Origin of the sequence: Streptomyces brevispora (assembly GCF_007829885.1) — a bacterium.
Classification (GTDB): Bacteria; Actinomycetota; Actinomycetes; order Streptomycetales; family Streptomycetaceae; genus Streptomyces; species Streptomyces brevispora.
Map to the genome: position 1 here is coordinate 4,521,045 of NZ_VIWW01000001.1, position 13,526 is coordinate 4,534,570.

A 13,526-nucleotide genomic window follows, 5' to 3' on the forward strand; every position below is an offset into this window, starting at 1 on the left:
GGCAACGCTACTCGACGACGGGTGGTCGACGCGATTCACCCACCCGTCACTCCATCCCCGCCTCTACCTGACCGAATCTGGCTTGTCCCTCTTTGAACCCCTTCGTTGTTGGCCGGTTGTGTTCCCAATCTCCTGGTGCGGCCCGGACTGCACCCTTACCGTGGATGCAGGAGGTCGCCGTCTGTGCACGCTGCGTCGCCGTCCTCCTTCCCTGCCCGTAAGGCCCCGGCCCTCCGTCGGGGTCGCGAGAGGAGAACCCATGTCGCTCGACGTCTCACCGGCGCTGTTGGAACAGGCCGAGCGAGGCGAGGTCGATGAAGCCGACTTCGTCGACTGCGTCCGGACCTCCCTGCCCTTCGCGTGGGAGATGATCAGCTCGCTGGTGGCTCAGCTGAAGGTCGACGGCGGCGAGTTCGCCGACAACCAGACGCCGCCGCCGGACGAGCAGGCACGTGGTCAGCTGCTGCGTGCGCTCGCAAGTGATGCAATCCGCGGCGCGCTGCAGCGGCACTTCGGGGTGCGTCTGGCATTCCAGAACTGCCACCGCGTCGCGGTGTTCCCGCTGGACGCCTCGGTCGACGACCGACTCGCCCGATTCACCTCGGTGAGGGGTCAGTTGCTCAACCAGTCGCCCGAACTTCGGGACTGCTGAACGCCTTTGCTGTCGTTCCGGACCGCGGGAGGTGCGACTGGTCCGGGGCGGCAGCTCCCGTTCGTACACCGGAACGGCGTTTTCCGGCGGATCATTTCAGGAGCGGCAGCACCTCGGTGCCCAGTCGCGCTACGTTCTCCTCCGTGGCCACGAGATCGCCCGAACCCTCGACCAGGAGCGCGAAGCGGGTGATGCCCGTGCGCTCGGCCGTGGCGGCGAGCCGGTCGGCCGCGAGCCGGGGCGGGCCCACCGGGTGAATGCCGCACAGCATCTCCGTGTAGCCGACCGGGTCACGCATCACCCGGTGCCGGCCGTCGACCGTCACATGGGCGTCCAGCCCCTGCCGCAGCCAGCCGGGCATCGTCTTCACGAGCGTCTCGGTGGCTTCCTCGGCGCGGTCCGCGATCTGGGCCACCCCCGCGGACACGTGCCCGGCCTGCCGCACACTCTCCGGCGAGCGGCCCGCGGCCAGCGCGCAGGTCCGCCAGAGCGCGACCACCTCGGCCTTCTCCTCGTCCCCGCAGTGCATGCCGAGCAGCATCGGCAGGCCGTTCTCGGCGGCGAGCCGCACGCTCTTCGGCGAGGTGCACGCGACGACCACCTCGGGACCGCCGGGGTTCTCGGTGCCCGCCCCGTCGAACAGCTCGTCGGGGCGGGGCACCACCGCCACCTCACGGAAGCCGTAACGCTCCCCGCGGCCCGCCACACGCGGTTCGCGCAGCCAGTCGAGCAACAGCCCCAGGGACTCCGGGAAGCCCCTCTCGTAGGCCTCCAGGCCGCCGCCGAACACTTCCAGGTCGATCCAGGGGCCGCCCCGGCCGACGCCGAGGGTGAATCGGCCGCCGCTGGTGAGGTGCAGCAGCGCGGCCTGCTCGCCGAGCGCGACCGGATGCTGCGTCGGCAGCACGCTCACCGCCGTGCCCACCCGGATCCTGCGGGTGCGGCCGAGCAGCAGCGCGGCCAGTGTCACGGCGGACGGGCAGACCCCGTACGGCACGAAATGGTGTTCTGCCAGCCAGACCGAGTCGAGTCCGGACTCCTCCGCGACCTCGGCGGACCGGATCGCGCGATGCAGCGCTTCTCCCGGCCCCTGCCCCGGGAACTGGGCTGCCAGTACGAACGTTCCCACACGCATCGCCTATTACCTCCTTGCGGCCGACGCGGCTCTCCCCTGCTGGCAACAACGTCTGACACGTGCCAAAGGCACGGTCCGGCGAGAAGTTGTTGCGATTTTCCGGTAACCCGTCCCCCCGTCGGGCCCGGTGATGAGCGGTGCGGGACACCTGCCTCGGCCGAATGGCCCTACGCTGGACGGGAACTGCCCGGCCTGCCCCCATGAGGTGTCACGTGTCCCCGCGCCGCAACCGCCCCCGAGGCGGCGAGAGTCCCACCGACAGCGCGCGCGTGGACGGGGACCGGTACGGCGGTGGAGGGCGCGCGGAGGAGTGGCAGGGCGAGGACTGGTGCATCCGCCCGGTGAGCGGCGCGAGCGCGGCGGGCAAGCGCTACCGGTGCCCCGGCTGCGACCAGGAGATCCCGTCCGGCGTCCCGCACCTGGTGGCCTGGCCCGAGTACGGCGGTATCGACGACCGCAGGCACTGGCACAAGGCGTGCTGGAACGCGAAGGACCGCCGCACCACACGGGTGCAGCGGTCCAGGAACGCGCCTCGGTACTGAACGTCCGCCCGGTCGACGGCAGGTACGGAGACCGGTCAGACGTCGCGGCGGCTCATCGCCAGATAGGCGCCGCCCATGGCCACGGCGGTCAGCCCGACCATGATCCACAGCGGTTCCCAGCCGGACGGCCCCGACTCGGTGACCGAGGTGTCGTAGAAATTGCTGAGCTGGTTGGGGATCGAGTACTCCAGGAGCCACTCCTGGATCTTCGCGAGCGACTGGGCGAACATGAAGATCGCCAGCACGAGCGGCAGCAGCACCACACCGATCATGACGGTGATCGCACCGGCCGAGTGCCGGATCAGCGCGCCGATCGCGAGCGAGAGCAGCCCCAGCGTCGCGATGTAGAGGCCGACGCCGACCGTGCTGCGCAGCCAGTCCGCGCCGCTGGGGGTGTCGGCGTCCACGATGGCCGTCTGGAGCACCGCGACGACCGTGGTCATCACGGTCGTCAGGACGAAGGTGAGCAGGAAGAAGACGATGGCCTTCGCACCGAGCACCCGTCCGGGGCTGGGGCAGGCCGTCATCGTCGTACGGATCATCCCGGTGCCGTACTCCGAGGCGATCGTCATCACGCCGAGCGTGATCACACAGATCGAGCCGAGCAGTACGCCGAAGAAGCCGAGGCTGAGCACCGGGGTGGAGCCCAGGTCGGCGTCGGACAGATGGACGGCGACCGCGGAGAGCACGCCGATGACGAGCAGCAGCACGATCAGGATGCCGAGCGTCCACATCGTGGAGCGCACCGAACGGATCTTGGTCCACTCGGAGGCGATCGCGTCGCCGAGCGTGGCCCGGCGCACCGGGATCGGCGAGACGTAGGAGTCGGCCTGCGCGTTCTGCTGCGGTGCCGGGGGCTGCTGGTACGCCTGCTGCTGGTACGGCGTCGGCGGCGTGGACGGGGTTGTCATCGGGGGTCCTCGCTGGTGTCGCGCGCGGTCGGGTCCGCGGGGGCCGCGGCAGGTGCTGCCGGGGCGGGGGCGGGGGCGGGGGGGACGGCGGGCGCCGCCGGTGCCTGGCCGGGCCCGGGGGCTGTCGCGTACGGGTTGGCTCCAGGCGGCGGCGGGGCGTACCAGCCCTGCTGCGGCACCTCCGGGACGGTCTGCTGAGGCGGCGCGTACCCGGGGTGCTGCTGCCCGTATCCGCCCTCCGGGACGGGCGGCTGCAGGCCCGCCTTCTGGTCCGCCGTCGAGCGGTAGTCCACGGTGGCCTGCGTCATCCGCATGTACGCCTCCTCCAACGAGGCCTGGTGCGGCGAGAGCTCCCACAGCCGTACGTCGGAGTCATGGGCCAGATCGCTGATCCGGGGCAGCTTCAGCCCGGTGATCCGCAGGGCGCCGTCCGGCTCCGACATGACCTGGCCGCCCGCCTCGGTGAGGGTGGCGGTGAGCTTCTCCCGCTGCTCGGACCCGTTGTCCTGGACCCGGACCCGGGCGAAATCGGCCGAGTTGGCCGAGATGAAGTCCGTGATGTTCATGTCGGCCAGCAGCTGGCCGCGGCCGATCACGATCAGATGGTCGGCGGTGAGCGCCATCTCGCTCATGAGGTGGCTGGAGACGAAGACCGTACGGCCCTCGGACGCCAGCATCTTCATCAGGTTGCGGACCCAGAGGATGCCCTCCGGGTCGAGTCCGTTGACCGGCTCGTCGAAGAGCAGCACCTGCGGGTCGCCCAGCAGCGCGCCCGCGATGCCCAGCCGCTGTCCCATGCCGAGCGAGAAGCCGCTGGACCGCTTCCGGGCGACATCCTGAAGGCCGACGACACCGAGCACCTCGTCGACCCGGGCGGCCGGGATCCCGGCGAGCTGGGCCAGCGAGAGCAGGTGGTTGCGGGCGCTGCGGCCCCCGTGCACCGCCTTGGCGTCCAGCAGCGCGCCCACCTGGCGCGGCGCGTTCGGCAGGCTGCGGTACGCGTGTCCGCCGATCGTCACATGGCCGGCGGTCGGCCGGTCCAGGCCGAGCATCATGCGCATGGTCGTCGACTTGCCCGACCCGTTGGGACCGAGGAATCCGGTGACGGTGCCCGGCCGCACCTGGAAGGAAAGGTTGTACACGGCCGTCTTCGCGCCATAGCGCTTGGTCAGGCCGACTGCCTCGATCATGCTCCAGCCCCATCGACTTATCTGTCGTCGGGGTACAGGCCGTCCGGCCGCACACCCCCGTAAGAGTTAGGAGGATAACCAGGCCTTTACGGTTCCGGCCAAGCCGATGCGGCGGCGCGCCCCTTACGAAGGCCGCGGACCGGGGTCCGCGGCCCGCTCAGGCGTCCCGCTTCTTGAGTACGAGGAAGCCGCCGAGCACCGCGGCCACCACCCAGCCGACCATGATCAGCAGTCCGCCCCACGGCCCGTACGGAGCCGCGTTGCTGTTCATCGCGTGGGGCACCACCTGCATGATCTTGGACCCCGCCTGGTCGGGGAAGTAACGGGCGACGTTCTTGGCGCCCGGTACGGCCGACAGGATCTGGGAGACCAGGAAGAAGAACGGCATCAGGATGCCGAGCGACAGCATGGAGCTGCGCAGCATCGTCGCCACTCCCATGGAGAAGAGCGCGATCAGCCCCATGTAGATGCCGCCGCCGAAGACCGCCCGCAGCACGTTGTCCGCGCCGATGTCCGTGCCGTGGTCGCCGAGCAGGGCCTGGCCGAGGAAGAACGAGACGAAGCTGGTGGCCAGGCCGACCAACAGGGCCAGCACGACGGCCACCAGCATCTTGCTGAAGAGGAACGTGGCGCGCTGCGGCACGGCCGCCAGCGAGGTGCGGATCATGCCGGAGCTGTACTCCGTACCGACCACCAGGACGCCGAAGACCACCATCGCCAGCTGACCGAGAATCATCCCGGAGAAGCTGATGAGGGTGGGGTCGAAGGTGACCCGCTCCGCCACGGAGAGGTTGCTGAACTGGGAGTTCGTCAGGGCACTGAGCGCGGCGCCCATCGCGACGGTGACGACGAACGCGGAGATCAGGGTCCAGACGGTCGAGGAGACCGTACGGATCTTGGTCCATTCGGAAGTCAGGACCGCGGGTACCGATGCCATCTCGTCATGCCCCCTTGCCGGTGCCGGACCCGCCGGGGGTTCCGGGAGTGCTGTCGGGAGGCCCTGGGGCGGCGCCCGGCTGCCGCTGCCCCCACTGGTCGCCCCAGTGCGGTCCCACCGGCGGCGCGGCGTCCCGTTCCGAGTGCGCGTGGTACTCCACCGAGCCCGCCGTCATCTGCATGAACGCCTCCTCCAGAGAGGCCCGCTGGGAACTCAGCTCATGCAGCACGATGCTGTGCCGGGCGGCGAGCTCGCCCAGGGCCTCGGTGGTGGCGCCGTCGATCTCCAGCGTGCCGTTGCCCGACTCGACCGCGATGATGCCCTCCGCGTGCAGTACGTCGCGCAGCCGCTCCTGCTGCGGCGAGCGCAGCCGTACGTAGCTGCGGGAGTTCTGGTGGATGAAGTCGGCCATCGAGGTGTCGGCCAGCAGCCTTCCCTGGCCGATCACGATCAAGTGATCCGCTGTCAGTGCCATTTCGCTCATCAGATGTGAGGAGACGAAGATCGTCCGGCCTTCCGAGGCGAGCGTCTTCATCAGATTCCGGATCCAGTGGATTCCCTCGGGGTCCAGACCGTTGACGGGTTCGTCGAACATCAGGATCTCGGGATCACCGAGCAGCGCCGAGGCGATTCCCAGCCGCTGCCCCATGCCGAGGGAGAAACCCTTGGACTTCTTCTTCGACACCGCGGTCAGGCCGACGGTGTCCAGGACCTCCGCCACCCGGCTCCGCGGGATCCGGTTGCTCTGCGCGAGACAGAGCAGGTTGTTGTACGCGCTGCGACCGCCGTGCATCGACTTGGCGTCGAGCAGCGCACCGATGTACTTCAGGGGTTCCTGCAGCTCGCGGTAGTGCTTGCCGTCGATGCGCACCGATCCGCTGGTGGGGTTGTCGAGATCGAGCATCATCCGCATCGTGGTGGACTTGCCCGCCCCGTTGGGTCCCAGAAAACCCGTCACCATCCCCGGCTTGATCCGGCACGACAACTGGTCGACGGCAACCTTGCTGCCGAAACGCTTGGTGAGGCCATCAAGCTCGATCATGCGTTCACGCTAGAACGGCCGCGCGCCCGGCGCCACCACAAAGGTGGAACCGGGCGCGTCGGGATCGAACCGGCCGGTGCGTCGGGGACGACCGGTCGTACCGCGTCGTTCCCTGGCGTCAGCGGGTCTGCTGGGCCGGGACGCCGCGGGAGGCGGGCTCCTCGTCGGCGGGGGTGCCGGCGGCGGCCACCGCGGCACCGGTCAGCGTCGCCAGCATCTCGCGGACGTTGGTCAGCTGCGCGTTGATCGAGTCGCGGCGGTTGGTGAGCGCCGCCAGCTCGCGCTCCGACTCGCTGCGGATCCGGTCGGCCTTCGCGTTGGCGTCGGCCACGATGTCCTCGGACTGGCGCTGCGCGGTCTCCACCGTCTGACGGGCCCGGCGCTCGGCGTCCGTACGGAGCTTCTCGGCTTCCAGCCGGAGCTGCTCCGCGCGGTGCTCGATCTCGGCCAGACGCTTCTCGGCCTTGGCCTGACGGGACGCGAGGTCGCGCTCCGACTGGTCGCGGCGCTTGGCCAGGTTCGTCTCGAAGTCCGCGGCGGCCTGGGCGGCCTTGGCACGGGTCTCCTCGAAGAGGGCGTCGGCCTCCTCGCGCTTCTGGGCGGCGTCCTTCTGAGCGTCCGTGCGCAGCGTGGTGGCCTCGCCCTTGGCCTTATCGACGATGCGGACACCGTCGTCCTCGGCCTTGGACTTGCGCTCGGCGGCGAAGGCCTCGGCGTCGTTACGAACCTGCTGGGCGGCGGACTCGGCGAGCTCGCGGTGCTGCTCGGCGGCGCGACGGGCCTCTTCTCGAAGGTCCTTCGCCTCCTCCTCGGCAAGGCGGAGAATCTTCTCCACGCGAGCGCCGAGACCGGCGTACGACGGCTCGGCGTCGCTCACCTGCGCCTGGGCGTTCTGCGTTTCGAGGTGCAGTTCCTCGATGCGCTTTTCCAGAGACGTGATGCGGGCGAGAGCACTATCACGGTCGGCGACGAGCTTGGTAATGCGGTCATCCACCTGACCGCGGTCGTAACCACGCCGCACATGCTCGAAGCCGAAGGGGGAGGAGGGGTCACTCATGGGGTTCCTGTCGAAGTAAGACCGGTGAGGTGATAGAGGGAATCCTAGGGGCCCGGACGGCGTGTCATCGAGCAGATGCCGGTTTGATCTGGAGAATGACACCCCTTTTGAGTGGCTGGACCCCGCAACTCTTGCCACTCGGAGGAATGATTGGCTTTGCTGGGTCGCGGGAGGTCCCCGGAAAGGATCTACCCATCGGACGGCTTGCCATTCGAACGAGTGCCCGCGGCGGCCCCGGCCTTGACGCCGTCGGCGCCCTTACCACCCGCCGCCGGGGTCTCGAATGACTCCAACGCCTCCAGCACGTCCTGGACGCGGGAGATCTCCGTGTTGATGTCCGCGCGCCGGCGCACCAGTACATCGAGTTCGCGCCGGCCCTCGTCCACCGTCCGCTTGGCCTCGGCCTCGGCGTCGGACCGCAGCTTCTCGGCCTCGCGCACCAGGCTGGCCTTCTTCTGCTCGGCCTCCTTCAGCAACGACTCGGCCCGCTTCACGGCGGCGATCCGGACCTTGCTCGCCTCCGAACTGGCGTCGGACAGGAGCTCCTTGGCCTTCGCCGCGGCCTCGTCGCGCTGCTCGGTCGCCGCCTTCATCAGTTTGTCGACGCGCTCGCCGGCCGTCTTCATCTGCTCGGAGGTCTCCCGCCGGGCACGGTCGTGCAGCTCCTCGATCTCGCTCTCCAGGCGGGTCCTGAGCTCCTCGGCCCGCTCCCGGATGGCGGTGGCGTCCCGGCGGGCGCCGACCAGCAGCTCGTCCGCGTCTGTCCGGGCCCGCTCGACCAGGGAGTTGCCCTCGACCGTCGCGTCGGAGGTGATCCGGACAGCCTCGTTCCGGGCGGCCCCGACCATCGTGTCGGCCTGCTCCTCGGCCTCGGTGGCGGCGCGCAGCGCCTCCTCCTGGGCCTTGTTGATCAGCTGGTCGGCCTGCTCGGCGGCGTCGGCCCGGCGCTTCGAGGCCGATTCACGCGCCTCGTCGAGCAGCCGGTCCGCCTCCTCACGGGCCTCGGCACGCATCTGTTCGGCCGCGGCCTCGGCCTCGCCGCGCAGCCGCTCCGACTCCTCGCGGGTCCGGGCCGCGTGCTCCTGCGCGGAACCGACGGTGGCCGCCGCCTCCGCCCGCAGCCGCTCCGACTCGCCGGCCGCCTCGTCGCCGATCCGGGCCGCCTGCTGCGCCGCCTCGGTACGGACGCGCTCGCTCTCGACGGTCGCCTCGGACATCAGACGGTCGGCCTGGACCGCCGCCTCCGACCGCATCCGGTTGGCGTCCTCGCGGGCCTCCGCACGGCTGCGCGAGGCATCCTGCTCGGCGGAGGCCAGGGCGTCGGACGCCTCGGTGCGCATCCGCTGGCTGTACTCCGCGGCGTCGGCCCGCAGCTTCTCCGCCTCCGCGGCGGCGTCGGCCCGCAGTTTCTCCGCCTCCGCGGCGGCGTCGGCCCGCAGTTTCTCTGACTCCGTGATCGCCTCGGAGACCGTCCGCTCGGCCATCGCCTTCGCGGCCTCGGTCTCCTCCTTCGCGACGGAACGGATCCGGGCCGCGTCCTCCCCGGCCCGCTCCCGCTCGGCGTAGGCATCGGAGCGGACCCGGTCCGCCTCCTCCTGCGCCTCGGACTTCGTCCGCTCCGCGACGTGCTCGGCGGTGGAGCGCAGCCCGGCGATCTCCGCCTCGGCCTGCTCCTGGAGCCCGCTGACCGCATCCCGTACCTGCTGGGCGGTCTGCTCGGCCGCGGAGACCATCTCGGTCGCCCGGCTGTCCGCCTCCTCGACCAGGCGCTGGGCCTCGGCCTGCGCCTCCTCGACCCGCTTGCGGGCGGAGGCGAGGAGATCCTCGCTCTGCTCGCGGGCCCGCTCGCGCTCCTGGTTCGCCTCGGCACGTGCCGCGTCGAGGGTCTCCTCCGCCTCCCGGCGGCGCCGGTTGGCCTCCTCCTGGGCGGCGGCCAGCGCCTCGGCGGCCTCCGTGCCCACCCGCTCCGCCGCGGCCGCGGCCTCCGACCGCACCCGGTCGGCACTCTCCTGCGCCTCGGCCTTGAGCCGCTCCGCCTCGACGGCCGCCTCACTGCGCAGCCGTACGGCGACGGTCTCGCCCTCCGCACGGGACTGCGAGGCATCGGCGGCGGCCTCGTCGCGCAGCCGCTGGGCCTCGGCCTCGGCCTGCTCCTGGAGGGTGCGCAGCCGCTCGGCGGCCTCCGCGCGCAGCCGCTCGGACTCCTCGTTCGTCTCGCGCCGGATGCGCTCCGCGTCGGTGCGCGCCTCGCCCAGCGTCTTCTCGGCCGTGCTGACCCTGGTCTCGGCTTCGGTGTGCAGCCGGGCCAGCTCCTCGGCCGCCTCGGCCTGCCGGGCCGCGACCGCGCGCTCGGTCTCCTCGCGCAGCTCCGTCGCCGCCTGCTCGGCCGCGGACGTCGTCGACTCGGCCTGCTCCTCGGACTCGGTGCGCAGCCGCTCGGCCTCGGCGCGGGCCCGCTCCAGGGCCTCCTCGGCCTGCTTGCGCAGGGTGCCGGCCCGCTCGGTGGCCTCGGTGCGGACCCGCTCGCTCTCGGTGCCCGCGGCGCCGCGCAGCTCCTCCGCGTCCGCCCGCGCCTTGGCCAGCAGCTCCTCGGCGGTCTTGGCGCCCTCCTCGATCTGCTGGACGGCCTCCCGGCGGGCCTCGCCGCGGATCCGCTCGCCCTCGGCGACCGCTTCGGAACGCAGCTGCTCGGCCTCGCCGCGCAGCCTGCGTGCCTCCTCCTGGAGCTCGACCGTCTTGGCCCGGTACTCCTTGGTGTCGTCCTTGGCCGCGCCCTTGAGCTGGTCGGCCTGCTCGGCGGCCTCGCCGCGCAGCCGGTCCGCCTCGGCCTCGGCCTCGCGGCGGATCCGGTCGGCCTCCTCGCCCGCCGACCGGGTCGTCGACCTGGCGTCGTCCGACGCCTTGGTCAGCACCTCCTCGGCGGCACGGGCCGCCTTGGCGAGCTGGGCCGCGGCGTCCTCCGCGGCGGCGGTGCGCGCGGCGTCGGCCGCCTCGGAGCGGAGCCGGTCGGCCTCGGCACGGGCATCGGCGAGCGACTGCTCGGCCTCCGCCTTGAGGGCTTCGGCGTCCTTGGTGGCCTCGCCGACGAGCCGGGCGATCTCCGACTTGGCGGTACGGGTGCGCTGCTCGTTCTGCGACTCGGCGCCGGCCAGCCGCTTGATCGCGGCCTCCTTCGCCTCGGACAGGACCTTCTCGGCCTCCAGCCGGGCCTCGCGCAGCTGCGTCTCGGCCTCCTGCATGCGCTGCTCGGCGGTCCGGTTCAGCTCGGCGGTCTGCTGCCGCGTCTGCTCGGTCTCGGCCGTCGCCGACGCACGCAGCTGCTCGGCGTGGGCGGTGGCCTCCTGCGCCTGGCTGGAGGCGGTGTTCATCAGCCGCTCGGCGTCCCTGCGGGCCCGCAGCAGGATCGACTCGGCCTCGGACCGGGCGGACTCCGCCTCGGAACCGAGCCGCTGCCGCGTCTCTTCCGCCAGCCGGACGGCCTCGGAGCGTGCGGCGGTCAGCGCCTGCTCGGCCTCGGCCCGTGACTCCTCCAGCAGCCGACGGGCCTGGGACTCGGTCCTGGCCCGCAACTGCTCGGCCCACGCGACGTTCTCGTTGACATGGGACTCGACGGTCTGGCGGCGTTCCGCCAGCTCCTGGTCGAGCCGCTGGCGCCGCTGCACGGCCTCGTTGTGCAGCTCGGTCTGGAGCCGCGCCTGGTGCTCCGCGTGCTCCTGAAGGATCCGCTGCGTCTGGGCACGGGCGTCGCGCAGCTCGCGCTCCGCGTCGGTGCGCAGCTGCTCGGCCTGGATCTGGGCGTTACGGAGCATCTGCTCCGCCTGGTAGCCGATGTCCGCGCTGTCGTACGCGGGACGGGTCGCCAGACTGCGGCGGGCCTCGTGCAGCTTGGCGCGCAAGACCTCGACCTGGTAGCCGAGGTCCTCGGCATGCTGGACGGCCTTCTCCCGGTCGGTCTTCAGCCGGTCCATCTCGGCCTCGAACCGCGAGAGATGGTCGTCTTCAGCTCGGTGGCTCTCCTGGCGTTCGTAGCCCCGCACTGCGCGGTCCCATCCTTCCCCGAGCTCTCAACTTCTTCCCCGAACTCTCAACTTCGTTCGAGCAGGGGATACCCCACTGAGCAGGGGAGACCCCAACCCTGGTCGCACACTCCAAACGAGTACCGTTCGCCGGCGAACGGTCCCCCCGGGGAATGGTGACAGATCAACGGCTGAGGACGCGGCGCGGCCCCGACCCGGCCCCGGCCCGGAACAGCCCACTCTACCGGGCCGGGTATGCCTCGGGTCAGTGCTCCGTCCGGGACGTGACCAGTTCGGTCAGGACACCGTGGCAGTCCTTGGGGTGCAGGAAGGTGATCCGGGACCCCATCGACCCCGTCCTGGGCTCGTCGTACAGCACCCTGACACCCTTCTCCCGGATGTCCGCGGACTCCGCGTCGACGTCGGCCGTACCGAAGGCGAGGTGGTGCACCCCCTCGCCGTTCTTGGCCAGCCACTTGCCGACGGCGGAGTCCTCGCGGGTCGGTTCCAGCAGCTGGAGGTAGGAGGCGCCGCCGTCCGACGTCTCGTTGATCTTGAGCATGGCCTCCCTCACGCCCTGCTCCTCGTTGACCTCGGAGTGGAACACCTCGAACCCGTAGGTCGAGCGGTAGAACTCGACAGTGGCGTCGAGGTCGAAACAGGCGATCCCGATGTGGTCGATTCGCGTCAGCATGGAACCAGTGCAGCGCTCCTCGGATGGTTACGCAACGTGCGCGCGATCACACTCGTAGCCGGATGACGGGCGCGGTACCGCTCAGTACATTCAGGTAAACCCTCGTTCACTCCTATTCCAAGGGGCTGTGCCTCATGTCAGGAACGACAGGTACGACTTCCGTGATCGTCGCGGGCGCCCGTACGCCCATGGGCCGCCTCCTCGGCTCGCTGAAGAGCTTCTCCGGAGCCGACCTCGGAGGCTTCGCCATCAAGGCGGCACTGGAACGGGCCGGCATCGGCGGCGACCAGGTCGAGTACGTGATCATGGGCCAGGTGCTGCAGGCCGGGGCAGGGCAGATCCCGGCACGGCAGGCCGCGGTCAAGGCGGGCATCCCGATGAACGTCCCCGCGCTCACCGTCAACAAGGTGTGCCTCTCCGGGCTCGACGCCATCGCGCTGGCCGACCAGCTGATCCGCGCCGGCGAGTTCGACATCGTCGTGGCCGGCGGCCAGGAGTCCATGACGAACGCCCCGCACCTGCTCCCGAAGTCGCGCGAGGGCCACAAGTACGGCGCGATCGAGATGCTCGACTCCATGGCGTACGACGGCCTGACCGACGCCTACGAGAACATCCCGATGGGTGAGTCCACCGAGAAGCACAACACCCGCCTCGGACTGGACCGTGCGGCCCAGGACGAGATCGGCGCCCAGTCCCACCAGCGCGCCGCCGCCGCCCAGAAGAACGGTCTCTTCGAGGCCGAGATCACCCCGGTCGAGATCCCGCAGCGCAAGGGCGACCCGGTCCTCTTCTCCCAGGACGAGGGCATCCGCCCCGAGACGACCGCCGAGTCGCTCGGCAGGCTGCGCCCCGCCTTCGCCAAGGACGGCACGATCACCGCGGGCACCTCCTCGCAGATCTCCGACGGCGCCGCAGCGGTCGTCGTCATGAGCAGGGCCAAGGCCGAGGCGCTGGGCCTGGACTGGATCGCCGAGATCGGCGCCCACGGCAATGTGGCCGGCCCGGACAACTCGCTCCAGTCCCAGCCGTCCAACGCGATCCGGCACGCCCTCAAGAAGGAGGGCATCGGCGTCGAGGACCTCGACCTCATCGAGATCAACGAGGCGTTCGCGGCCGTCGCCATCCAGTCCATGAAGGACCTCGGCGTGACCTCGGACAAGGTCAACGTCAACGGCGGCGCCATCGCGCTCGGCCACCCGATCGGGATGTCCGGCGCCCGTGTGGTGCTGCACCTGGCGCTGGAGCTGAAGCGGCGTGGCGGCGGCACCGGAGCGGCGGCGCTGTGCGGCGGCGGGGGTCAGGGCGATGCGCTGATCCTCCGCGTTCCGGGCAAGTAGTACGCGGTACATG

General features: G+C 70.9%; 11 protein-coding genes. 3 read left to right on the forward strand and 8 right to left on the reverse strand.

Annotated features, from left to right (window positions below; all coding sequences use genetic code 11):
- The first annotated feature begins 259 nt into the window (after positions 1 to 259).
- Positions 260 to 652 carry an SCO5389 family protein gene (locus FHX80_RS21140; protein WP_123461692.1) on the forward strand — a complete coding sequence of 131 codons (393 nt, stop codon included), beginning with the start codon at positions 260 to 262 and terminating at the stop codon, positions 650 to 652.
- Between the two features lie 91 nt (positions 653 to 743).
- On the opposite strand, the gene FHX80_RS21145 is transcribed toward FHX80_RS21140, so the two are convergent.
- Positions 744 to 1,787, reverse strand: coding sequence for an LLM class flavin-dependent oxidoreductase (locus FHX80_RS21145; RefSeq protein WP_145765634.1), 1,044 nt, complete (start codon positions 1,785 to 1,787; stop codon positions 744 to 746).
- A 212-nt stretch (positions 1,788 to 1,999) separates the two neighbouring features.
- Here FHX80_RS21145 and FHX80_RS21150 point away from each other — a divergent pair, with 212 nt between their 5' ends.
- A complete protein-coding gene (locus tag FHX80_RS21150) occupies positions 2,000 to 2,329 on the forward strand; it encodes an ATP/GTP-binding protein (protein ID WP_145765635.1) in 330 nt (109 codons plus the stop codon).
- 35 nt (positions 2,330 to 2,364) lie between these two features.
- Here FHX80_RS21150 and FHX80_RS21155 read toward each other — a convergent pair whose 3' ends face one another.
- The 7 genes from FHX80_RS21155 to mce all read right to left on the reverse strand — a co-directional run bounded on the left by FHX80_RS21155 (position 2,365) and on the right by mce (position 12,176).
- On the reverse strand, positions 2,365 to 3,240 hold the full coding sequence (locus FHX80_RS21155) for an ABC transporter permease (RefSeq protein ID WP_145765636.1): 876 nt from the start codon (positions 3,238 to 3,240) through the stop codon (positions 2,365 to 2,367).
- Complete coding sequence (locus FHX80_RS21160; RefSeq protein WP_145765637.1) at positions 3,237 to 4,430, reverse strand: ATP-binding cassette domain-containing protein; 1,194 nt, start codon at positions 4,428 to 4,430, stop codon at positions 3,237 to 3,239. The genes FHX80_RS21155 and FHX80_RS21160 overlap by 4 nt, the downstream gene beginning before the upstream one ends.
- A gap of 157 nt (positions 4,431 to 4,587) precedes the next feature.
- Positions 4,588 to 5,367, reverse strand: coding sequence for an ABC transporter permease (locus tag FHX80_RS21165; RefSeq protein WP_145765638.1), 780 nt, complete (start codon positions 5,365 to 5,367; stop codon positions 4,588 to 4,590).
- 4 nt (positions 5,368 to 5,371) lie between these two features.
- On the reverse strand, positions 5,372 to 6,409 hold the full coding sequence (locus FHX80_RS21170; protein ID WP_145765639.1) for an ATP-binding cassette domain-containing protein: 1,038 nt from the start codon (positions 6,407 to 6,409) through the stop codon (positions 5,372 to 5,374).
- A 118-nt stretch (positions 6,410 to 6,527) separates the two neighbouring features.
- Positions 6,528 to 7,466, reverse strand: coding sequence for a coiled-coil domain-containing protein (locus tag FHX80_RS21175; RefSeq protein WP_145765640.1), 939 nt, complete (start codon positions 7,464 to 7,466; stop codon positions 6,528 to 6,530).
- 188 nt (positions 7,467 to 7,654) lie between these two features.
- The gene (scy, locus tag FHX80_RS21180; RefSeq protein ID WP_145765641.1) at positions 7,655 to 11,503 is read right to left on the reverse strand and encodes a polarized growth protein Scy; all 3,849 of its coding nucleotides are present in this window, start codon (positions 11,501 to 11,503) and stop codon (positions 7,655 to 7,657) included.
- 244 nt (positions 11,504 to 11,747) lie between these two features.
- Positions 11,748 to 12,176 carry a methylmalonyl-CoA epimerase gene (gene mce / locus FHX80_RS21185; RefSeq protein WP_145765642.1) on the reverse strand — a complete coding sequence of 143 codons (429 nt, stop codon included), beginning with the start codon at positions 12,174 to 12,176 and terminating at the stop codon, positions 11,748 to 11,750.
- Between the two features lie 134 nt (positions 12,177 to 12,310).
- Between mce and FHX80_RS21190 the strand changes: the two genes are divergently transcribed.
- On the forward strand, positions 12,311 to 13,513 hold the full coding sequence (locus tag FHX80_RS21190) for an acetyl-CoA C-acetyltransferase (protein WP_145765643.1): 1,203 nt from the start codon (positions 12,311 to 12,313) through the stop codon (positions 13,511 to 13,513).
- The last annotated feature ends 13 nt before the right edge of the window (positions 13,514 to 13,526 follow it).

Bases quoted from the DNA above. Each gene is read 5' to 3' on its own strand.
- FHX80_RS21140 (WP_123461692.1), top strand. From the start codon at position 260: ATGTCGCTCGACGTCTCACCGGCGCTGTTGGAACAGGCCGAGCGAGGC.
- FHX80_RS21145 (WP_145765634.1), bottom strand. From the start codon at position 1,787: ATGCGTGTGGGAACGTTCGTACTGGCAGCCCAGTTCCCGGGGCAGGGG.
- FHX80_RS21155 (WP_145765636.1), bottom strand. From the start codon at position 3,240: ATGACAACCCCGTCCACGCCGCCGACGCCGTACCAGCAGCAGGCGTAC.
- FHX80_RS21160 (WP_145765637.1), bottom strand. From the start codon at position 4,430: ATGATCGAGGCAGTCGGCCTGACCAAGCGCTATGGCGCGAAGACGGCC.
- FHX80_RS21165 (WP_145765638.1), bottom strand. From the start codon at position 5,367: ATGGCATCGGTACCCGCGGTCCTGACTTCCGAATGGACCAAGATCCGT.
- FHX80_RS21170 (WP_145765639.1), bottom strand. From the start codon at position 6,409: ATGATCGAGCTTGATGGCCTCACCAAGCGTTTCGGCAGCAAGGTTGCC.
- FHX80_RS21175 (WP_145765640.1), bottom strand. From the start codon at position 7,466: ATGAGTGACCCCTCCTCCCCCTTCGGCTTCGAGCATGTGCGGCGTGGT.
- mce (WP_145765642.1), bottom strand. From the start codon at position 12,176: ATGCTGACGCGAATCGACCACATCGGGATCGCCTGTTTCGACCTCGAC.
- FHX80_RS21190 (WP_145765643.1), top strand. From the start codon at position 12,311: ATGTCAGGAACGACAGGTACGACTTCCGTGATCGTCGCGGGCGCCCGT.